Annotated in this window: 16 protein-coding genes; 2 read left to right on the top strand and 14 right to left on the bottom strand. The window is 70.6% G+C overall.

All coding sequences use genetic code 11. From position 1 onward, the window contains the following. Positions 1-69 precede the first annotated feature (69 nt). From ACIBVQ_RS23570 to ACIBVQ_RS23615, 10 genes are all read right to left on the bottom strand, one after another. The gene (locus ACIBVQ_RS23570) at positions 70-1512 is read right to left on the bottom strand and encodes an aldehyde dehydrogenase family protein (RefSeq protein ID WP_352015721.1); all 1443 of its coding nucleotides are present in this window, start codon (positions 1510-1512) and stop codon (positions 70-72) included. Positions 1513-1532: 20 nt separating this feature from the next. Then, positions 1533-2597 (bottom strand): LLM class F420-dependent oxidoreductase, encoded by a 1065-nt coding sequence (locus tag ACIBVQ_RS23575; RefSeq protein ID WP_352015720.1) that lies wholly within the window; start codon positions 2595-2597, stop codon positions 1533-1535. A 63-nt stretch (positions 2598-2660) separates the two neighbouring features. Beyond that, a complete protein-coding gene (locus ACIBVQ_RS23580) occupies positions 2661-3425 on the bottom strand; it encodes an enoyl-CoA hydratase-related protein (RefSeq protein WP_362779914.1) in 765 nt (254 codons plus the stop codon). A 36-nt stretch (positions 3426-3461) separates the two neighbouring features. Beyond that, positions 3462-4439: an alpha/beta fold hydrolase gene (locus tag ACIBVQ_RS23585; protein WP_362914997.1), complete on the bottom strand. Its 978-nt coding sequence runs from the start codon at positions 4437-4439 to the stop codon at positions 3462-3464. Positions 4440-4534: 95 nt separating this feature from the next. Then, positions 4535-5470, bottom strand: coding sequence for a hypothetical protein (locus ACIBVQ_RS23590; RefSeq protein ID WP_352015717.1), 936 nt, complete (start codon positions 5468-5470; stop codon positions 4535-4537). Continuing rightward, a complete protein-coding gene (locus tag ACIBVQ_RS23595; protein WP_352015716.1) occupies positions 5455-6324 on the bottom strand; it encodes a MaoC/PaaZ C-terminal domain-containing protein in 870 nt (289 codons plus the stop codon). The genes ACIBVQ_RS23590 and ACIBVQ_RS23595 overlap by 16 nt, the downstream gene beginning before the upstream one ends. A gap of 3 nt (positions 6325-6327) precedes the next feature. After that, positions 6328-7113 carry a citryl-CoA lyase gene (locus ACIBVQ_RS23600; RefSeq protein WP_362914995.1) on the bottom strand — a complete coding sequence of 262 codons (786 nt, stop codon included), beginning with the start codon at positions 7111-7113 and terminating at the stop codon, positions 6328-6330. A 64-nt stretch (positions 7114-7177) separates the two neighbouring features. Next, positions 7178-8116 (bottom strand): SDR family NAD(P)-dependent oxidoreductase, encoded by a 939-nt coding sequence (locus ACIBVQ_RS23605; RefSeq protein WP_399179922.1) that lies wholly within the window; start codon positions 8114-8116, stop codon positions 7178-7180. A gap of 1 nt (position 8117) precedes the next feature. Next, positions 8118-9623: an FAD-dependent tricarballylate dehydrogenase TcuA gene (tcuA, locus tag ACIBVQ_RS23610; protein ID WP_352015713.1), complete on the bottom strand. Its 1506-nt coding sequence runs from the start codon at positions 9621-9623 to the stop codon at positions 8118-8120. A 241-nt stretch (positions 9624-9864) separates the two neighbouring features. Then, positions 9865-11109, bottom strand: a complete 1245-nt coding sequence (locus ACIBVQ_RS23615; RefSeq protein ID WP_399179924.1) for an MFS transporter — start codon at positions 11107-11109, stop codon at positions 9865-9867. A gap of 82 nt (positions 11110-11191) precedes the next feature. Here ACIBVQ_RS23615 and ACIBVQ_RS23620 point away from each other — a divergent pair, with 82 nt between their 5' ends. Beyond that, positions 11192-11800 (top strand): CGNR zinc finger domain-containing protein, encoded by a 609-nt coding sequence (locus tag ACIBVQ_RS23620; protein ID WP_399179926.1) that lies wholly within the window; start codon positions 11192-11194, stop codon positions 11798-11800. Here the strand turns inward: ACIBVQ_RS23620 and ACIBVQ_RS23625 are convergent. From ACIBVQ_RS23625 to ACIBVQ_RS23640, 4 genes are all read right to left on the bottom strand, one after another. After that, on the bottom strand, positions 11781-13325 hold the full coding sequence (locus ACIBVQ_RS23625; RefSeq protein ID WP_399179928.1) for a GMC family oxidoreductase: 1545 nt from the start codon (positions 13323-13325) through the stop codon (positions 11781-11783). The genes ACIBVQ_RS23620 and ACIBVQ_RS23625 overlap by 20 nt on opposite strands. Positions 13326-13338: 13 nt before the next feature. Further along, positions 13339-13833: a flavin reductase family protein gene (locus ACIBVQ_RS23630; RefSeq protein WP_352015709.1), complete on the bottom strand. Its 495-nt coding sequence runs from the start codon at positions 13831-13833 to the stop codon at positions 13339-13341. A 282-nt stretch (positions 13834-14115) separates the two neighbouring features. After that, positions 14116-15189, bottom strand: a complete 1074-nt coding sequence (locus ACIBVQ_RS23635; protein ID WP_352015708.1) for an alcohol dehydrogenase catalytic domain-containing protein — start codon at positions 15187-15189, stop codon at positions 14116-14118. 27 nt (positions 15190-15216) lie between these two features. Next, positions 15217-16449 (bottom strand): acyl-CoA dehydrogenase family protein, encoded by a 1233-nt coding sequence (locus ACIBVQ_RS23640; RefSeq protein ID WP_399179931.1) that lies wholly within the window; start codon positions 16447-16449, stop codon positions 15217-15219. 172 nt (positions 16450-16621) lie between these two features. Between ACIBVQ_RS23640 and ACIBVQ_RS23645 the strand changes: the two genes are divergently transcribed. After that, a complete protein-coding gene (locus tag ACIBVQ_RS23645) occupies positions 16622-20404 on the top strand; it encodes a hypothetical protein (protein ID WP_399179933.1) in 3783 nt (1260 codons plus the stop codon). Positions 20405-20512: the final 108 nt, after the last annotated feature.

The raw sequence follows: 20512 nt of genomic DNA on the forward strand, positions 1-20512 counted from the left end.
CTCACCAGGGGACGCCCACCCGAGATCACCGGCCCCGCCCGCCGTACGCGTCACGAGCGGTGGCCGTGCCTACCCACCGCTCGCGCTCCTGCCGATCCTGACCGAGACGAACTTCGACTGGGTGTAGTGCCGCAGTGCCTCCACACCCTTCTCCCGGCCGTGGCCGCTGTTCTTGTGGCCGCCGAACGGGCCCTCGATCAGCCCGGCCGTCCACTCGTTGACGTAGACCTGTCCCACCTGCAGGGCGGCCGCGACGCGGTGGGCCCGGCCGAGGTCCGCCGTCCAGAGGCCCGCCGCGAGACCGTAGTCGGAGTCGTTGGCCTTGGCGACGGCGTCGGCCTCGTCGTCGAACGGGATGACCACCAGGACCGGGCCGAAGATCTCCTCGCGGGCGATCCGCATCTCGTTCGTCACCCCGGTGTAGATCGTCGGTTCGATCAGCCACCCGTCGCCGGTGGCCCGCCCGCCGGTGACCAGCGTGGCGCCCTCCTCGCGCGCGACGTCGAAATAGGACAGCACCTTCTCGAACTGGTCCTTCGTCGTCTGCGAGCCGTAGTCCTCGCCCGGTTTCACCGCCCGCACCCGTTCGGCCAGCCGCGCCACGAACTCGTCGTGGATCTCGCGGGCCAGCAGCAGACGGGTGCCGTTCGAGCAGACCTGCCCGGCGTTCCCGACGAACGCCCTCGACGCGCCGGCGACGGCGGCGTCGAGGTCGGCGTCGGCGAACACGATGTTCGGCGACTTCCCGCCCAGTTCGAGCGTGACAGGGATGATCTTCTCGGCGGCGGTCCGGCCGACGATGCGACCGGCGCGCACCGAACCCGTGAACGCGACCTTCCGGACATGCGGATGCTCGACGATCGCGCTGCCCACGACGTCGCCCATGCCGGTCACCACATTGAGCACCCCCGGCGGCAGCCCGGCCTCGGCGGCGATCCTCCCGAGCTCCAGCGTGGTCGACGACGTGAACTCCGACGGCTTGCAGACCACGGCGTTGCCGACCGCCAGCGCGGGCGCCACCGCCCTGGCCGCCTGGTTGAGCGGGACGTTCCACGGGGTGATGACCCCGACCACGCCGAACGGCTCGTGCCGCGTGTATCCGTGGTAGCCGTCGCCGAGATCGATGATCTCCCCCGTCGGCACGTTGACCAGGCCCGCGTAGAACTCGAAGAACGCCGCCGCGCCCCTGATCTCGACGTCCGCCTGCCGCAGCGGCTTGCCGGTCTCGGCGGCCTCCAGCTCGGCGAGCCGCTGCCGCTCACGCCGCAGCCCCGCCGCGATGGCCATCAGGACCCGGCCGCGGCGGATCGGCTTCTCCGCCGCCCACTTGGCGAAGGCGGCGTTCGCGGCGGCCACCGCCCGGTCGGCGTCCTCCCGGACACCCAACGGGATCTCGCACACGACCTCGTCCGTGCCGGGCCTGGTCGACGTGAGCCGCTCCCCGCCCGCCGACGGCGTCGGTTCGCCGTTGATCCAGTGCTCGTACCTCATCACCATTTGCGAATTCCTCACCGACCGAACGGTCATACGAATCAGGCGGGCTGCCCCTGCGCGGCGCCCGTGGTTGTGCGGAACACCTCGGCCAGCTTGAGCAGGTCGTCGACGCGCGCCCTGGCGATCAGGCTCGTCGCGACGCATCTGTTCCACTTCGTCTCCAGGTCGGCCCGGATCTTCTCCGGCGTCCCGACCAGCGCGACCGCCTCGACCATCTCGGTCGGCACCGCGGCCACCATGCCCTCACGGTCCCGTTCGACGAACTTGGCCCGGATCTCCCGGCAGGGCTCCTCGAACCCGAGCCGCGCGATGGCGTTGAGGTGGAAGTTCATGTTCTCCGCCCCGTTCGCCCCGACCTGGTAGGCGATGAACGGGCGGATCCGGTCGGCGGCCGACTCCAGGTCCGGGCCGAACGCCACCGAGACCGCGGGTGCGATCTCGAAGTTCTCCGGCCGCCCGCCGGGCCTGCGGGCGAAGCCCAGCTCCAGCCGCTCCCGGTACCACTCGTCCGCGATGGGCGAGAAGTTCGTCGGCAGCCAGCCGTCGGCGATCTCGGCCGCCAGCGAGATGTTCATCGGCCCCTCGGCGCCCAGGCAGATCGGGATGTCCGTACGGCCGCCGCGCAGCGTGGACCGGATCGGGCGGCCGAGTCCCGATCCTCCCTCAGCGGGAAGCCGGTACGTCTTGCCCTCGTACGCGACGCGCTCCCCGGCGATGGTCGCGCGCATGATCGCGACGTACTCCCGGGTCCAGCCCAGCGGGCGTTCGAAGGGCATGCCGTACCACCCCTCGACGACCTGCGGCCCGGAGAGCCCGAGCCCGATCACGGCCCGCCCTTCGGACAGCTGGTCGAGGCTCATCGCGGCCATCGCCATCCCCGTCGGAGGGCGCGCCGCCATCTGGGCGATGTCGGTGCCGAGCCGCATCGTGCGCGTGTGCGAGCCCCACCAGGCCAGCGGCGTGAAACAGTCGGCGCCGAACGCCTCATAGGACCACGCCGACTCGTAGCCCGCGTCCTCGATCATCCGCACCGTCGCGGCGACGTCCCCCGGGTGCTCCGGGTCGGCCAGCCCGCCGATGGCGCATCCCAACCTTTCGATCATCGTGCATTCCTTTCGTCACCGGCCTCGTCACCGGCCCCGTCATTGGCCCCGTCATTGGTTTCGTCATCGGCCACGGAAGTTCGCCCGCCGGCCCTCGCGCGCCGCGGCCAGCCCTTCGAGCCGGTCCGCGCTCGTGAGGAGCCGCTCGTACAGCTCGGCCTCCAGCGCGACCCCGCTGTCGATCTCCAACTGGGTGGACAGGTCGATGGCGCGCTTGGCCTGCGCGACCGCCAGCGGTGCCGCCGCGCTGATCTCGGCGGCGAGCGCGCCGACCGTGGTCTCAAGGTCGGCGGCGGGCACCGCGTGGTTCACCAGCCCCCACTGCCTGGCCTCGGCGCCGGTGAACCGGCGGCCGGTGAAGATCAGCTCCTTCGCCCTGGGGATGCCCACGAGCCGCGGGAGCAACTGCGTGCCGCCGCCCGCGGGCATGCTGCCGAGGGTCGTCTCGACGAGCCCCATGACGGCGTCCTCGGCGGCGACCACGAGGTCACAGCTGAGCGCCAGCTCAAGGCCACCGCCCAGCGCGTAGCCGTGCACCTGCGCGATCACAGGTCGCGAGCAGTGGTACATCGCCGAGAACACCCGGGGGACGAGCCTGCGCCTGCGCCGCAGGTCGTCGTCCGTCATCTTGGCGCGTTCCGTCCGGTCCGCGCCGACGCTGAAGGCCCTGCCCCGCCCTCGCACCACGACGCACCGGATGTCCGCCCCATCCTCGATCTTCGCGAAGACCGCGAGCAGGCACCGGTACGTCGGCGTGTCGACCGCGTTGAGCACGTCGGGCCGGTCCAGCGTCACGGTCGCGACGTGACCCTCGATTCTCAGGTCCACGGGCTCCTCGGCCCCGATGCCTGCCGCTTCCATGGTCTACCGCCGGTGCTTACCGATGAACGACAGCACCGTCTTGTTGAACTCGCGGTAGGACTCCCAGTGCGGGGCGTGCCCCGCCTCGCTGAAGATCGCCACCTCGGCGTTCCTGACGTGGCCCGCCATCTCGCGCAGACGCGCCGGCGGGAGGTACAGGTCGCAGTCGCCGGTGAGCAGGAGCGTCGGCGTCCTGATCGACTCGATCGCCGGCCACGTCAGCGTGTTCTGCGGGGGCTGCTGCACAGTCGTGACCGGCAGCTTCGTGTGCTCGATCCACGTCGTCATCGCCTGCGGCCGCGCGGCCCGGTAGGACGGGCCGAGCTCGCGGAACGTCTCGGGCAGTCCGAACCAGCCCTCCGGCAGGATCGCCGTGGTGACCTCGTTCCACGACGGCTCCTGGATCCCGCCCAGCGTCGCGCCCACCGTGCAGCTCAGCAGCCGGTCCGGGACCGACAGGCCGGCGTCGAACGCCGCGAACGCGCCCGCGGCCAGGCCGACCAGGTGGAACCTTCCGACGCCGAGCGCGTCCATCAGGGCCGTCAGGTCCCCGACCATCGTGCCGGGCCGCTCCGCGGGGCCGGCCTCAGAGCCGTGGTATCCCCGCCGCGAGTAGCTGATCACCCGGTAGCCCGCGGCGGCGAACGCGGCCTGCTGGTAACCCCACGAGCCGCCGTTGCCGGTGTGCGGGTGCATGAGCACCACGGTCTGGCCCCTGCCCGGACCCCTGCCTCCGGCGCCGGTGTCCCAGACCGCCAGCCGCACGTCGGGGATCTGTACCTGCTTCATGCCGGTCATCGCGGGCACCGGGTCCCACGACGTCTGCGCGGGCAGCACCTTCTCTCGCCCGCCCGGCTTCGAGCCGCGGGCCCTCTCCTCCGCCGCGAAGGCGGCCGACGGGGCGAGCGCGACGACGCCCGCCCCCGCCACCCCGGCGAGCAGGAGGCGTCGATCGATCGTCCGACCGGTCCTGTCGTTCATGGCATCCTCACACTTTCTCGGAACGTGACAGAACAGGCGCCAATGCATCCGGCAGGGTCGTCCCCGAACGTTCGAGCCGGGAGAAAAGGCGTTCCTCAGTTGCCGTCGGGACGGTGCCCGGCGAGCAGTTGCAGCGGGTTCTCACTGAAGATCGTCTCCACGACGTCCTCGGGAACCCCGGCCGCGATCAGGTCGGGGCCGACCTGCCGCAGCACGTACGAGTAACCCGGCCCACCACGGCGTTCGCGCATGCCCAGTACGCAGACGTCGTGGGAGAGCAGCAGGCTCTTTGCCCATCCGCGGCGGATCAGCTCCACCGCGTTCGCGATCCGCTGCTCCTGGAGCAGCGCGTCACCCGGGCCGTTGCCGTCGTACATCACCATCGCGCCGCGCTCGGCCAGCCGCTCGTGGTAGTCGACGTCCGGATATGTGTCACAGTGGCCGACCGCGACCCGGCTCAGGTCGCAGCCCTCGTCCTCAAGCACGTCGAGCTGCCAGGCGCCGACCTCGCTCTTGACCGCGTGCAGGATCAGCCCGAGCCCGGTCTCCTGCTGGGCTCGGGCGGCCGCGCGCAGCACCCGCTCCTCGACCCCGGAAACCCACTCACGGTCGGCGCCGATCTCGCCGATCACGCCCGGCCGTACGCCGCCCTCGCCCTCGAAGATGTCGATCAGCAGGCGGTCGGTCAGCTCGGCCGTGCTCAGCTTGTTCATGTCCTCTTCGTAGTAGGGCTCCCGGTACCACCCGCAGCCCATGACGATGTGCACGTCGGCACGTTCGGACACCGACCGGAGCACGGCGGGCTTACGGCCGAGCCCGCCGCTGGTGGCCTCGACGACGGATCCGCCGCCGAGTTCCTTGAAGACCTTCAGGTCCCGGACCGCCTCGTCCGGGTCGTTCAACGCGGCGAGACCCATCTGCCGTGTCACGCGGAACAGGTCGCACGCCACGTGCTCGTGCGGCAGGACGCGCCCGAGCTCGGACACCGGGACCGGTCCGCGTACCGTCTGCACCGTCAGTCGCTCAGCCACTGCCCATCCTCTCCTTCGTTTCTCTCGATCACCGCGCGGCCGACGGTGCTGACCCCGCCGTCAGCGGAGACGCCGTACAGCGTGAGGTGACGCGAGGGCCCGTCCCCGTCGCCGTCGTCCGCCCGGGCGAGCACGCGAAACGGCGCGCCGACCCGGTCCATCCCTCGGTAGGAGGCGCTCAGCTCCCGCACGAACGTCCCGTGTCCGCCCCACTGCACGGCGGCACGCGCCAGGTAGGCGAGCTTGAGCAGGCCGTGGGTGATCGTCCCCGGCAGACCCCTCGCCCGCGCGAACGCGTGGTCGTAGTGCACCTCGTAGAAGTCGTCGGTGGCCGCGGCGTACCGCACGACCTCGCGGCTGCTCGGGGTGACCTCGATGACCGGTACGGCGTCGGCGGGCGGCTCCGTGCGGTGCCCGGAACCGCCGCGACCCTGCCGGGCGCCCGTGCGGATCGTCGTCGTGGACGTGCGCGCGACCACGTCGTGCGTCATGCGGCGCCGGTACGTCGTCGCGAGCTGGTAGAACGTCAGGTCGCTGTCGCGGCCCGGCTTCGTGGTGACCGACTCGATCACCGTGCGCCGCTCCAGGATCTCCCCCGGCGTCACGGGCGCCTCCCACCGGCACCAGTTGCCGGCGTTGAGCCTGACCGGCGCGTCCGGGACGCCCATGGCGTCCGGGTCGGTCCGATGGGCCACCAGGAACGTCGGGGGCAGCAACGCCAGGCAGGGCACGTTTCCGTCCGCGTACGGCGGGCCGTACAGGCCTGTGATCTCCTGGAGCACCCGCGCCCGCCACTCGTCGCAGACGAAGATCTCCCACCCCGGTTCCGGCTGTGGCTCCACGGCCTCCGACACCGCTCACACCTCCGGTTCGATGCGGCTCGCGGTCCGCAGCGCGGCGCGCACCGCGGGGGCGAGGGGCGATTCGAGCTCCTCGCCGATGTGCGCGACCAGGCCCGCCGTACGGCTCATCAGGGCGAAACCGCGGTGCAGTCGCCAGGGCACACCCACTTCAAGCAGCAGCGCGGCGGCGGCGCCCGTCGCGTTGAGCGGCAGTGCCTTGCCGGTGAGCGCGGCGGCCCGCTCGACGACGAGCTCAAGGTGCTCGACGTGCCGCGCCGCGACCTTCTGGTCCCGCGCGACGTCGAGCAGCTTCCCGGCGCGCGGGTCGCCGTCGCGGTGCAGGCTGTGCCCGAGGCCGGGAATCCGCCCACCCGCGTCCACGATGGCGCGCAGCCGCGTCTCCACCGCGTCACGGGCCGCGGCGCCGCCGGCGACGTCGTCGGCGATGTCCGTGAGCAGGCGCCCGCAGCCCTCCATCGAACCGAGCAGCACGCTTCCCGCGCCGAGCAGACCGGCCGCGACGGCGCCCTGGATCGCCTCGGGAGCCGACCAGAACGTCAGCCGGGCGGCGAGCGCGCTGGGCGTCAGGCCGTGGTCGAGCAGGCTCACCAGCACCGCGTCGACCACCTTGGTCTCGGCGGGGGTCGGCCTGCGGCCGGTCACCGCGAGCAGCGCGACCTCGGTGTAGGTCAGCTCGCCGATCAGGTCGTCGACGAGATCCAGCCCGCGCACCTGCACGTGGTGCTCGTCCGCCGCTCCCACGGCGGTGCCGATCTCCAGCCGCACACTGCGCCCGCTCACCGCGACGTCTCCTCGGCGCGCGTGGCGGCTGGATCGTGCGGGGAGCTCACTGTCGGCCGAGCGTTCATGTTCCGTCTCCCACTTCGAGGATGTCCGTGGTCTGGGGGTCGGACGCGGCCGGCGTCGGCAGCCCGAGCGCCGCGAACCGGCGCAGCGGCGTGACTCCGAGCCGCTGCCGGACCGCGCCGGTCACGTCGGAGTAGGTGAACTCGTCGGCCAGGCGCACGCTCTCCTGCTCCTGGGGAGGCTCCCACCGGGCGAGTTTGCGACCGGCCGCGGTGAAGGTCTGCCCGGTGATGTGGCGGTTGGCCGGGTCGAGCAGCGCGCGTACGAGCTCGGCGACCAGCTCGGGGCCCTGCCGCTCGGCGCCGGGCCTGCTGGCCTGCATCCGGTCGGTCAGTCGTGAGGTCATGCGCGTCGCCGCGGAGGGGACGACGCAGTTGACGTTGACGCCGTAGCGTCCCATCGCCAGCGCCGTGCTCTGGGCGAGGCCCACGATGCCCGCCTTGGCCGCCGCGTAGTTGGCCTGCGCCGGGCTGCCCTCCAGCCCCGCCGCCGAACTCAGCAGCGCGATGCTTCCGCCGCGCTGGCGGCGCATCTGCTCCGTGGCGAAGCGCACGCAGTTGAACGTGCCCTTGAGGTGGACGGAGACGACCGAGTCCCACTCGTCCTCCGTCATGTTGAAGATCATGCGTTCGCGCAGGATGCCGTGGCAGGTGACAAGGCCGTCGAGCGAGCCGAACTCCTCGACCGCGCGCCTGACCAGGTCTGCCGCCGCGTCGAAGGAGACGACGTCGTGCTGGTGGGCCAGGGCGCGACCGCCCCGGGCCCGGATCACCTCGGCCACGGACTCCGCCACCTGCCCGTCCGGGTCGTGGCCGTCGACGGACACCCCCAGGTCGCTGACGACGACGCCGTAGCCCGCGGCGGCGAGGCACTTGGCCACCTCGGCTCCGATGCCCCCGCCCGCACCGGTGACGATCACTCCGCCCGGTACGACCACCTCACACGCTCGCTGAGGACGTGGCGGAGCGGTCGAGCGCGCCCGAGGCCGCCGACCCTGCGATCCGCCCGAACACCGAGCCCGCCGTGAGCCCGCTGCCTCCCGGGTAGTTGAAGTAGAAGATCCCGCCGACGATCTCCCCGCAGGCGTACAGCCCGGGAATGGGCTCGCCGGTGACGTCGATCACGCGCGCCGACGTGTCGATCCTCAGGCCGCCGAAGGTGAACGTGATTCCGCACGTCACCGCGTAGGCCTCGTACGGCGGCGAATCGAGGGTGTTGGCCCAGTTCGACTTCGGCACCGCCAGCCCGGAGGTGCCCCGCCCGTCCTTGACGTTGGGGTTGAAGGGGACCGACTGGTCGACCGCCGCGTTGTACTCGCCGACCGTCCGCAGGAACCGCTCCTCGTCGATGCCGTCCATCCGCCGGACGAGCTCCTCCAGGGTCGGCGCCACGATCTTCGTGACCTGCCGGATCCGGTACTCGTCACGCAGCAGGTGGTTCACCTTGCTGTCGAAGACCTGCCAGGCGATCTGCCCCGGCTGCCGCAGGACCTCCTGGCCGTACTTCGCGTAGGTGTAGTTCCGGAAGTCCGCGCCCTCGTCGACGAACCGCTCGCCGCGGCTGTTGACGATGATCCCGAAGGGGTAGCTGTGCTTCTGGAACCCGTCGCCGACCACGCGGTCGCCGAACGCGGGCGCGTTGCTGTCCCAGCCGACCGCGTGGCAGCCCGACCAGTTGCCCCACGACATGGCGCCGATGTCCATCGCCATGCGGTGTCCGTCACCGACGTCGAACTGGGTGCCGCGGACCTTGGCGAACTCCCACCCCGGCCCCAGGTAGCGGGTGCGCCACTCCGCGTTGGCCTGGAATCCGCCGCAGGCCAGCACGACGGCGTCGGCGGAGATCGTCCGGATCTCCCCGCCCGCCCGGACCACGACGCCGGTCACCTTGCCGCCGTCCTCGGTGAGGCCGATGGCGCGGTGGCCGTAGAACACCTTGCCGCCCGCCGACTCGAACGCGTCGAACAGCGAGTCGACGAGCCCGGGACCGCCTCCGTTGGCCTCCAGCGTCAGGCCGCCCCAGAAGGTGAACTTCCCGTCCACCTGGAACGCCTGCCTGCCGTAGATCGGCAGGAACCGCACTCCCTTGTCGCGCATCCACTTCAACGTGTCGAAGCTGCGTGTCACGAGCAGTTCGACCAGGTCGGGGTCGCAGCGGTACTGCGTGACCCGGGCCATGTCGTCGAAGAACTGCTCCTTCGAGTAGCTGCCGAAGTCGGTCTTCGCGAGCTGCTCCTCCGACAGGTCGGGGACGAGCTGGACGATCTCCTCCCTGCCGTCGTAGGCGAAGCGCATGGCCCCCGCGGTGAATCCGGAGTTCCCACCACGCTCGGACTCCGGGGCGGCTTCGAGCAGTGTCACCTCGGCCCCACCCTCAAGGGCGGCCAACGCGCTACACAAGCCGGCGTTACCGCCGCCGATGACAACAACTCGACTCTGACCCATGCCTACCCCTCTCCTTGCATGTGCAACGTAAACTCTAATATATCAGATGTCAACGCTCCAGCAAGGAGGCCAGGGTGGGTCCCAGGACGCCGCCCACCCGGCGGCGGGCGGGACCCCCTACCCGCCCAGATCGCAAAAGGCCCAGGTCATCGACCTGGGCCTTGCTTGTTTCCCGCTTCGCACGCTCGGACTCGACCGGTTCCCCGCCGACGTCACCCGCGTCCGTTCACCGGCGGAACGGTCAACGGGTGGCGGCATCCGCCTGCGGTGCGGGCTCGGGTGCGACAACGGCGCGGGCGCGGCCGGTGAAGAGGCTGCGGGCCAGCGCGAGTACGGCGAGCACGGCCACCAGCAGGCAGACGCCGCCCCAGCCGAGGGCGGAGTAGGCGCGGATCCCGAGCCAGGAGCCGATGCTGCCGCCGAGAAAGGCGCAGGTCATGTAAGCGGTGTTGAGGCGGCTGCGGACCTCGGGGCGCAGGGCGAAGATGCGCGCCTGGTTGGCGACCTGGCCGGACTGCATGGCCACGTCGAGCAGCAGCATGCCGACCGTGACGCCGACCAGCCCGGCGGGACCGCCAAGACCGCCCAGGGTCAGCAGGGCGGCGGCCGCGATGACGCCCACCATGCAGACCAGATTGACCGGGTTGGGCCCGTGACGGTCGACCAGCCGCCCGGCGATCGGGGTTGAGAACATGCTGGCGGCCCCGACCAGGGCGATCAGCCCGACCGCGGAGGCGCCGAGATGGTAGGGCCCGGTGATCAGCAGGGCCAGGCTGGTCCAGGCCGCGGTGAAGCCCGCGAAGATCAGCGCCTGGTAGAGGCACGAGCGGCGCAGGTCCGGCTCGGTGCGCATCAGACGCAGCGCGGTGCCGATCAGGGCGGGATAGCGCTCGCGTGACGACGGGGTCGTGGTGGGTACGGCGAACGCCAGGATCACGGCGAGCAGGATGACGACCGCGGCGGCGACCAGGTAGGGGGCGCGCCAGCCGAGCCACTGGCCGAGGCCACCGCCGAAGGTCCGGGCCAGCAGGATGCCGCCGATGAGCCCGCTCAGCAGCGTGCCGGTCACCGCGCCGCGTCGCTGCTCGGGGACCAGCCCGGCCGTCATCGGGATGATGATCTGCGGGACGACCGTCGCGGCACCGATCAGGACGCTCGCGGCCACCAGGACCGGCAGCGTGGTGGCGAGACCGGCGACCAGTGAACCGAGCCCGGCGATGGACAGCAGCGTGACGATCAGTTTCCGGTGCATCAGCCGGTCGCCCAGGGGGACCAGCAGGAAGATGCCGGCCGCGTAGCCGAACTGCGCGGCGGTCACGACCGTGGCGGCCGTGTCGGGAGACACGTTCAGGTCGGCGGCGACGAGAGGGCTGATGGCCTGCGGAAAGTAGATGTTCGCGACGCCGACACCGCAGGACAGGGCGAGCAGGAGGATCATCCTGCGCCCCGGCGCGGCGGCCCCTGACCGGGGCATGTCGATGGGCATGAAGGTCCTCTCTGACCTAGAACCAGTTTGACCGGTTCCAAAAACGGTACCAGTTAAACCGGTTCGCAAGTAGGGTTGATTCATGACGCCAGCGCCGAGTTTCCGATCCGGATCAGGCCGGTTGTGCCTGGACTTCATCCGTACGCTGCGGCATCGCGGTACGGCCCGGCCCGAGGAGGAACTGCCGGACCCGGCGGCGCTGGCTGCGTGGGTGGGCCGGTTCGGCCCCTGGGAGTCGGTGCCCGAGGCCGCGGCGGTGGGTCACGACGCCCAGGCGAGACAGCTGCGGGAGGCGATCCACACGCTGGTCGCGGCGGCGCGTGAACCGGTGGAGGGCGGTACGGCCCTCACCACGGCCCTCACCGCGGCCCTCTCCACGGCCGGGGACACCGTGAACCGGATCGCCGCGCTCCCGGTCCCGGCGCCCCAGCTCGACGGCTCGGGCCGGTTGCGATGGCTGGCCGCCGCCCCGGTCCCCGCGGTCCTCGCGCTCATCGCCAGGGACGCCGTGGACCTGGTCACCGGCCCCTCCATCGACCGTGTCCACGAGTGCGCCGACCCCGACTGCCACGCCCTGTTCCTCGACTCCTCACGGCCCGGCACCCGCCGCTGGTGCTCGATGAACACGTGCGGCAACAAGGCCAAGAAGCAGACGCTGCGGGGCCGGAGCGTCAGCCGTCCTGAAGGATGAGCTCACTCGCGCGTTCGGCCAGCATGGTGACCGGGGCGTGGGTGTGCGCCCGTACGATGCTGGGCATCGCCGAGGCGTCCACCACACGCAGGCCGGAGGCGCCTCGCACGCGGAAGCCCGGGTCCACGACCGACAGCGGATCGGCCCCCATCCGGCAGGTGCTCACCAGGTGGTGGATGCTCAGCCCGGTCCGCCGGATGTACGCGGCGATGTCCGCGTCGTCGGTGGCCAGCGCGCCCGGGGTCAGCGGCTCTCCGCGCCAGCGCGCGTAGTCCGGCCTGTCGAGGATCCGGTGGGCCTGGCGCACGCCCGCGATGGCCGTCCGCAGGTCCGTGTCGCCCGGGTCGGACAGGTAGCGGGGGTCGACGACCGGCGCGTCGTGCGGGTCGGCCGAGCGCAGCTCGACGCTTCCCCGGCTGGCGGGACGCAGCACGATGACACCCAGCGCCAGGCCGTCCCTGGCGGCCGACTCGTGCTCGCCGAAGGGGGTCGTCAGGTGGACGATCTCGACGTCCGGGGCCGTCAGCTCGGGGCGGGTGCGCAGGAAGAGCAGTGCCTCGGAGATGATCGAGTTCAGGGATCCGGTCCGCTCCTTGAGGTAGAGCCGCATGTCCTCCAGGTCCGCGGCGGCGCCGGGAGACTCGAACCCGCGAGCGGCGAAGGCGAGGGGAACCACCAGGTGGTCGGTCAGGTCGCGGCCGACTCCGGGGGCGTCCACCCGTACCGGGATGCCGTGCGCGGCCAGCTGCCCGGCCGGGCCGATCCCCGACAGCATGAGCAGGTGCGGGCTCCCCACCGCTCCGGCGGCGAGGATCACCTCGCGGCCGGCGCTGATCTGGAGACTCCCGTTCTCCGTCTCCACCTCGACGCCGGTCGCCCGGGTCCCGTCCATGAGCACCCTGCGCACCAGGCCGCCGGTGACCAGGGTGAGGTTCGGCCGCTCGCCCGGCTCGCGGAGATAGCCGTCCGCCGAGCTCCAGCGGAGGCCGTCCCGGTGGGTGGCGCGGGCGAGGATGTACCCGTCCTGCCTCTCGGCGGCCGGCTGGTGCCCGAGCTGGGCGCAGGCGCTGAGGAAGTCGGCGGTCGGGGGGACGGGATGACGCATCCCCGCCAGCCGGATCCTCTCCTCGGCCCGATCGAAGTACGGCAGCAGGTCCGTGTGCCCCCATCCGTCGAGCCCGGCCGCCGCCCAGCCGTCGTAGTCCGCCGGGTGGCCACGGGTCCACAGTTGCGCGTTGATCACGGAGGAACCGCCAAGGGCCTTACCACGGGGAATGGGAATGGTACGGCCGTCCAGCCCGGGCTGCGGCACCGTGGTGAAACCCCAGTCGAGCGCGCTGCCGAACATTCTGGGGAACAGCACGGGGACCTGGATCTCGGGGTGCTCTTCGGGCCTGGGGCCTCCGGCCTCCACGAGCACCACGCTGATGCGCGGGTCGGCACTCAGCCGGTGCGCGAGGACACACCCCGCGGAACCGGCCCCGACGATCACGTAGTCGGCGGTTTGCACGATGTCGTTCTCCACTTCTCTAAGGGCGTCAGGAAAGGGCGGCTGTGGCTTTGAGACGGGTGAAGGTGCGGTCGCAGTACAGCAACGGCATCCGGTGCGGGTCCGTGTGGAGCTCCTCGACCCGGCCGACGAGAATGCTGTGGTCACCGCCGTCGAGGACGGCGTGCATGGAACAGGCCAGACGCACCAGCGCGCCGGGCAGCCCCGGCAGGTTCATCTCGTACGGCCGCATGTCACCGGCCGCGAACCGGTCGATCCCGGAGGTGGCGAAACGCTGCGCGACCTCGACGTGCTCGGTCGCCAGGATGTTCACCATGAAGCGGTCGGCGGAGGTGAAGGCGTCGTGCGTGCTGGCGAAGCGGTCCAGGCACAGCAGGACGAGGGGTGGGTCGAGGGACAGGGAGCTGAAGGAGCTACCGGTGAAGCCCCATCGGCGGCCTGCCGCATCGACGGTCGTGGCCACGGTCACCGGGCCGGGGACCCGGGCCATGGCTTGTCGGAACGAAACGGCGTCAACGGACATCGGTGATCTCTTTCTCTGCTGAAAGAAACGGTGCGGGAGGCTCGGCGGACCTGACCCGCCCGGCCGTACCGGTTGACCGGTACGGCCGGAGGTCATCGGCTCAGCGGGTGACGCCGTACCCGGACGCCCGGCGGCGCGATTCGCTCACGCGCCGCCGGACGCCGGTCACCGTGTGGATCGCCGGCGCGGGCACAGACGTCATCGCCTCCGGCGTGCGGGTGGATCAGGCGGGCCGCGACATCTCGGCGGCCGTGCCGGAGGACTCGCCGAACTCGGCCCGGATCACCAGGCGTCCCCCCGGAAGTCGACCACCGTCTTCAGCCCGGTGGTCGTACGGTAGTTCTCCAGGATCTTGACGAGACCGTCGTAGTCGTCGAACGGGTGGACGGTGGACAGCAGGCGCTTACCGTCGACGATCCCCGAGACCAGCATCTGCATGGCGGCGGTGATGACGTTGGCCGTGTGGTGCATGGGGAAACTGCTGACGTCGAAGGGCGAGGCGCTGATGTTGATGCCCTTGGCCAGCATCAGCCACGTGTCGAAGCTCTGCATCTCCTGGGACGCGCCGTACAGCACGTACCTGCCGCGCGGTTTGAGCTTGCGCATCGCGACCCGCCTCGGGTCCTTCGCCGGATCCGCCACATTGACGGTGGGCAGGCAGTCGAAGACGTAGTCGAAGGTGCTCTCCTGCACTTCCTCGATCAGTTCGTCCGGGAAGTAGGCGCGCTCGGAGAAATGCGCCTCCGCATGGGTGTTGCGGTGCGGATTGGCGTCCACGGAGACCACCGAGTGCGGCGCCAGCAGTTTCTTGATGATGCTTCCTGCGATGATCCCGATGGGCCCGGTACCGAGAATGAGCACCCGGTCGCCGATCCTGGGCGCGTTGGCCAGCACCGAACGCAGAACTCCCGTCGTCGGCTCGATGAAGGAGGCCTGCAGGTCGTCGAGCTCTTCGGGCACTTTGACGGCGGCCGCCCGCCGGTCGTCATAGAAATTACGATCGGCCTCGAAGACATCCGTTTTGATCTCTCCGGAGAATATAGGACGCAGTGTCCGATATTCAGCGAAGCCGTCGTAGTCGGTCTGTCCCCAGTAGACGATGCGGTCGCCGACCTCGATACCCGGGCCGGTGAACTCCGAACCGATCTCCACGACCTCGCCGAGATACTCGTGGCCCAGGACCACCGGATATTCGGAGGGGAACAGGTGACCTTCGAAGAAGGAGACGTCGGTTGAACAGATCGATACGCATCGCGTCTTCATCAGCAGCCCGTCGGCCGGAACCGTGGGCTTGGGAAGTTCGGCCAGAATCGTCTTACGCGGGGCGAGAAGCTGTACGGCCTTCATGGTCTGCATGACTCTCTCCTCTGTACGTGACCGGCGTTAACGTCGCATCATCAGGGGGCCGCCCAGCAGGTACTGGCCGACCGTCTCGAAATGGGTGTGCGACAGGGTGATGTGTTTGACGGCCGTGTGGACGTCGCGGAAGTAGCGCTCCAGCGGGCTTGAGGTGTAGATCGCCGTGGTCCCGGCGAGGCGGAAGGCGGCGTCCACGACGCTCGTGGCGTTCTCCGCGACGGTCGCGGCGGTGAGCCGGATCAGCGCGCTGAGCGCGTCGCCGCCGTCCTCTCCGCAGGTTTCCGCGTGCCACGCGGCGTCGACGAGCGCCAGGCGGGCGGCACGCAGCTGCGCCTCGGCCCGCCCCAGCTTCTCCTGCACGGTGTGACTGCCCGCCAGGGGGTTCGTCGCCGCCGCCGGTGTCTTCCTCGTGGCCAGTGACTTGAACGCCTCAAGGGCGCCCTGTGCGGTTCCCACGGCGGTCGACGCCGAGGTGAACGGCCCGAAGTCGTAGTAGCCGATGGCGTACGCCCGGGACGGCCGGGCGGCCGGCGGCCGGAGCATGTCGGCGACGGCGACGGTGAAGTCCTCCGTGACGAAGGTCTCCTCGATCTCGAAGTGCTCGCTGCCGGTGCCCCGCAGGCCGATGGTGTGCCAGGTGTCGAGCATCCGGCACTCGGATTTGGGGACGAAGAGCATGCGCGTCTCCGGCCCGGTGTCCGTCATGTGGGGGGTACCGTCCTCGCCGGTGACGACCGCCGCGCAGATCAGCCAGTCGGCGTGCGCGGAGCCGCTGGCGAACGCCCAGGTGCCGCTCAGCCGGAACCCGCCGTCGACCGGGACCGCCCGTCCCGACGGGTTGACGCCGCCGACCACAAGCGTGTCGTTCTCCGCGAAGAGCTTGCGGGCGGTCTGCTCGGGCAGGTAGTCCGACAGCCGTCCGATCGCCCCCTGCACGCCCATCTGCCAGGCGACCGACGGGTTGGCGACCGCCAGACGCTGGATGACGGCCGATCCGGTTCTCAGGCTCACCTGGCCGCCGCCGAAGTCCTTGGACACCCACATGCGGTGGACGCCCGCGGCCCGGAGCGCGTCGATGACGGGCGCGGGAGTCACCCGTTCGTACTCGGCCTGCTCCCGGTGCTCGTCGATCACCGACGCCAGCGCGTCGGCTTTGGCGAGCCAGTGATCGGCCTCCGCGGTGGCCGGTGTTTTGTTCAACAGTCGTTTTGGCTGCTCGTTCACGTATCCCCCGGTCGTGGAAATCAACGCATTCATTTCCTCTTCTTTTCTCTGCCGCCGCCCCACAGTCGGGGCTTCGCGAGGATCCGGCTCTCGCCGTCCGTCTGCGAACCATTCCTAGCCATAGTTCGTTGTCCGGTATCGAAGGCTGCACACCAGACAACAAGCACCGGACAATGGCTCGGTGACCTGATGGGCGGGGGTGGAGATGCCACGAGCTGAGCGTCCCTTGGACGACAACGACAGTGCGTTAACGCGTTTCGCTGCTGACCTGCGGCTGTTACGCGCGAAATCGGGGGGACCTCCTTATCGAGAATTGGCGAGCCGGGCTCACTATTCAGCGGCGACGCTGGCCGACGCGGCGGCGGGCCGGAAACTACCGAGCCTCGCCGTGACGATCGCCTATGTACAGGCATGCGGGGGTGACGTGCATGAATGGGAGGAGCGATGGAAGACGGTCGCCGCAGAATCGGCCGAAGGGAACACCAAGGCCGAAAACGATAAGAAGCGGAATCCCTACTTCGGCCTGACTGCTTTTCAAACGGAAGACGCCGATTGGTTCTTCGGCAGGGAGCGGCTCACCGAGGAGCTGATGACCTGCGTGCGCGAACACCGTTTTCTCATGGTGCTCGGCGCATCAGGGGCGGGAAAGTCGTCGTTGTTGCGGGCCGGGTTACTGTCCGCGTTCGGAAAGGAACAGAAAACGGCTTCCTGGCCGACGTTGCTGTTCACGCCCGGACCGCATCCCCTGGACGAATGTGCCGCACGCCTGGCCACCTTGGGTCATGAATCGGCCGCCACCCTGCGCAAGGAACTGGACGAAACCCCGCGTGCCCTGCATCTGGCCGTGTTGCAGGCGCTGACCGACCGGCCCGCGGACAGCGAACTGCTGGTGGTCGTGGACCAGTTCGAAGAGGTCTTCGCCCTGTGCCGAGACGCCGACGAGCGTGCCCGGTTCATCGAGGCGCTGGTCACCGCCGCCCGGGCGGCCAACAGCCGCGTCCGTGTCGTCCTCGGGGTACGCGCCGACTTCTACGCCCGCTGCGCCGAACACACCGATCTCCTTGAGGCGCTGCGGGAGTCCCACCTGCTGGTCGGGGCGATGAACGTCGAGGAGCTGCGCCGAGCCATCAGCCGGCCCGCGGTACAGGCGGGCTGTGTGGTCGAAAGCGCGCTGCTGGCCCGCCTCATCGCCGACGCCGCGGGGCAGGCGAACGTCCTGCCGCTGGTTTCGCACGCCCTGCGGGAGACCTGGCGACGCCGTCGCGGCAACGCCCTGACCCTGTCCGGTTACGAGCGGGCCGGCGGCATACATGGGGCGATCACGGCCACCGCCGAACAGCTGTACGCGAACCTGTCGGACGCCCAGGCCCACCAGGCACAGCGGATCCTGCTGCGGCTGATCAACCCGGGTGAGCAGGCGGCAGACACCCGCCGCCCCGCCTCCTACGCCGAGCTGCTTCCCGACACGAGCCCCGACGCCGCCGAGGTGCTGGAACAGCTGGCCGCCACCAGGCTGGTGACCCTGCACGAGGACACCGCCGAACTCGCTCACGAGGCTCTCATCTCCTCCTGGCCGCGCCTGGGCGAATGGATCGATCAGGAACGTGAGCTGTTACGCGTGCAACGGCACCTGACCGAGGCCGCCACCGGCTGGCAGGAACTCGGTGGTGACCCCGGTGCCCTGTACCGGGGAACCCGCCTGAGCGCCGCCCGGCCTCTGCTGGCCCACCCGCAGGACCTCACCTCGCTGGAGAGCGCCTTCCTTCGGGCCTCCGTCGAGGCGGCGGACCAGGCCGAACGCGCCACCGTCCGGCGCAGGAAGCTGGCACGTCTGGCGGTGGCCGCGCTGACCGTCCTGAGCGTCCTGGCCTCGGCCGCCGCCGGGGTGGCCATCACCGCGGCCCGCCAGGCCGACGCCCGCGGCCGGGAGGTCCTGGCCCGGCTCGTCGCCAAGAGCAGCGACGAGCTGGCCGCCACCGACCCGGCCCTGGCCGGACTGCTGGCCGCGGCGTCCTGGCACTTCACCCCCACCGCCGAGGCCCGCTACACCATGCTCACCACACTGACCGGCTCCCTGGACGGCGTCCTGAACAACCCGGCCGGGGGCGTCACCACCGTGGCCTTCAGCCCGGACGGCGGCCTGCTGGCCGCCGCGGGCGCCGACGGAAGTGTGCAACTGTGGCAGGTCGCCGCTCGTCACCTCGTCGCCACTCTGCCCGCCGGTCCCGCCCGCGACAGCGATGTCCGCACCATGGCCTTCAGCCCGGACGGCCGCCTGCTGGCCACCGCGGGCGCCGGCAAGGACGTACGGCTGTGGGACGTCGCAGGCCGCCGCCTGACCGCGACCCTGTCCACCGGTCACACCACCGCCGTCACCCTCGTGGTGTTCAGCCCGGACGGCACCAGGCTGAACACCGTCGGCGACAGCGGGAACGTCCAGGTGTGGGATGTCGCCACCCGCCGCCCTGCCGTCACCCTGCCCGCCACTCCCGCCCACGGCGTGACCAGCGTGGCCTTCAGTCCCGACGGCGCCACTTTCGCCACCAGTTACGTCAACGAGACGCACGTGCAAAGCTGGGACCTGGCCACCCGTCGCATGAACGGTCCGTTGTTCGACGGCGACGTCGGCCCCTCCCCTCGGGTGAGGTTCAGCGCCGACGGCACCACCGTCGCCACTTTCGGCGACAACGCGAACGTGCAGTTGTGGAACGTCGCCACTCACGGGCGGGTCGGCCATCCGCTGCCCACCGGCTACACCAGCGAACTGGCGTTCAGTCCGAACGGCGCCACGCTGGCCATCGTCGGCAAGGGCGAAAAACGCATCCAGTTGTGGGACGCCCACACCCAGAGCTCCACCGGCGTCCCGTTGAGCGGCCACACCGGCCCGATCACGGATATCGCGTTCAGCCCGGACGGCGGCATCCTGGCCAGTTCCAGCGACGACGGGACCATCCGGTTGTGGAACACCTCCGCGCGCCACGAGAACAGTGTCCTTCTGACCGGCCACACGCTCGATGTCACCACCGTGGCCTTCAGCCCGGACAGCCGCCTGCTGGCCAGCGGCGGGAACGACAAGACTTTCCGGCTCTGGGACGTCACGGCACGCCGCCCGATCGGCGTTCCCGTGACCGGCTCCGCCGGCGGCATCGCCACGCTGGCCTTCAGCCCGGACGGCCGCCTGCTGGCCGCCTCCGGCAGCGACACGAGCGTTCACCTCTGGAGCGCCGCCACCCGCCGCCCGATCGGTACCCTCACCCCCAAGGGGAGCCAGGGCGCGGTGAACACGCTGGCCTTCAGCCCGGACGGCACCAAGCTGGCCACCGGGAACTGGTACGGCGCCACCCAGCTGTGGGACGTGACCACCCACCAGCCGATCGGCGCCCCCCTCCTGAGCCACAGCGGCGCGGTGAACACGGTGGCCTTCAGCCCCGACGGCCGCCTGCTGGCCACCGGCAGCTGGTACGGCGTCGTCCAGTTGTGGAACGTGGCCACCCACCAGCCGATCGGTACCTCCCTGATGGGACACGGCAGCTCGGTGAACACGGTGGCCTTCAGTCCCGACGGCACCACCCTGGCCAGCGGCGGAACGGACAGGACCGTCCGCCTGTGGGACGTGGCCACCCGCCACCCGATCGGCGCCCCCCTGATGGGACACAACGGCTCAGTGAACACCGTCGCCTTCAACCCGGACGGCACCACCCTGGCCAGCGGCGGAGAGGACAGGACCGTCCGCCTGTGGGACGTGGCCACCCGCCACCCGATCGGCGCCCCCCTGATGGGACACAACGGCTCAGTGAACACCGTCGCCTTCAGCCCCGACGGCACCACCCTGGCCGGCGGCGGAGAGGACAGGACCATCCGGCTGTGGCAGGAGAGGATACCGGAGGACCCCTCCGCGGAGGTCTGCGCCGTCGTGGGCCGCTCCCTCACCCCGCAGGAATGGCGGCAGTACATCCCCGGACAGCCCTACCAGCAGGTCTGTCCTTAACGCGTTTCCGCACGTCATCGGCCTGAACGGTACGGCGGGGCAGGGATGGCGCCCCGCCGTGCCCGGCCCTTCGTCCCCCGCCACCTGGTCGCGTACGGGTTCGGCCTG

Origin of the sequence: Streptosporangium sp. NPDC049376, from assembly GCF_044466505.1 — a bacterium.
GTDB lineage: Bacteria > Actinomycetota > Actinomycetes > Streptosporangiales > Streptosporangiaceae > Streptosporangium.

Coding starts and splice junctions, on each gene's coding strand:
- ACIBVQ_RS23575 (WP_352015720.1), bottom strand. CDS start 2,597: ATGATCGAAAGGTTGGGATGCGCCATCGGCGGGCTGGCCGACCCGGAG.
- ACIBVQ_RS23585 (WP_362914997.1), bottom strand. CDS start 4,439: ATGAACGACAGGACCGGTCGGACGATCGATCGACGCCTCCTGCTCGCC.
- tcuA (WP_352015713.1), bottom strand. CDS start 9,623: ATGGGTCAGAGTCGAGTTGTTGTCATCGGCGGCGGTAACGCCGGCTTG.
- ACIBVQ_RS23615 (WP_399179924.1), bottom strand. CDS start 11,109: ATGCCCATCGACATGCCCCGGTCAGGGGCCGCCGCGCCGGGGCGCAGG.
- ACIBVQ_RS23620 (WP_399179926.1), top strand. CDS start 11,192: ATGACGCCAGCGCCGAGTTTCCGATCCGGATCAGGCCGGTTGTGCCTG.
- ACIBVQ_RS23630 (WP_352015709.1), bottom strand. CDS start 13,833: ATGTCCGTTGACGCCGTTTCGTTCCGACAAGCCATGGCCCGGGTCCCC.
- ACIBVQ_RS23635 (WP_352015708.1), bottom strand. CDS start 15,189: ATGCAGACCATGAAGGCCGTACAGCTTCTCGCCCCGCGTAAGACGATT.
- ACIBVQ_RS23640 (WP_399179931.1), bottom strand. CDS start 16,449: ATGAATGCGTTGATTTCCACGACCGGGGGATACGTGAACGAGCAGCCA.
- ACIBVQ_RS23645 (WP_399179933.1), top strand. CDS start 16,622: ATGCCACGAGCTGAGCGTCCCTTGGACGACAACGACAGTGCGTTAACG.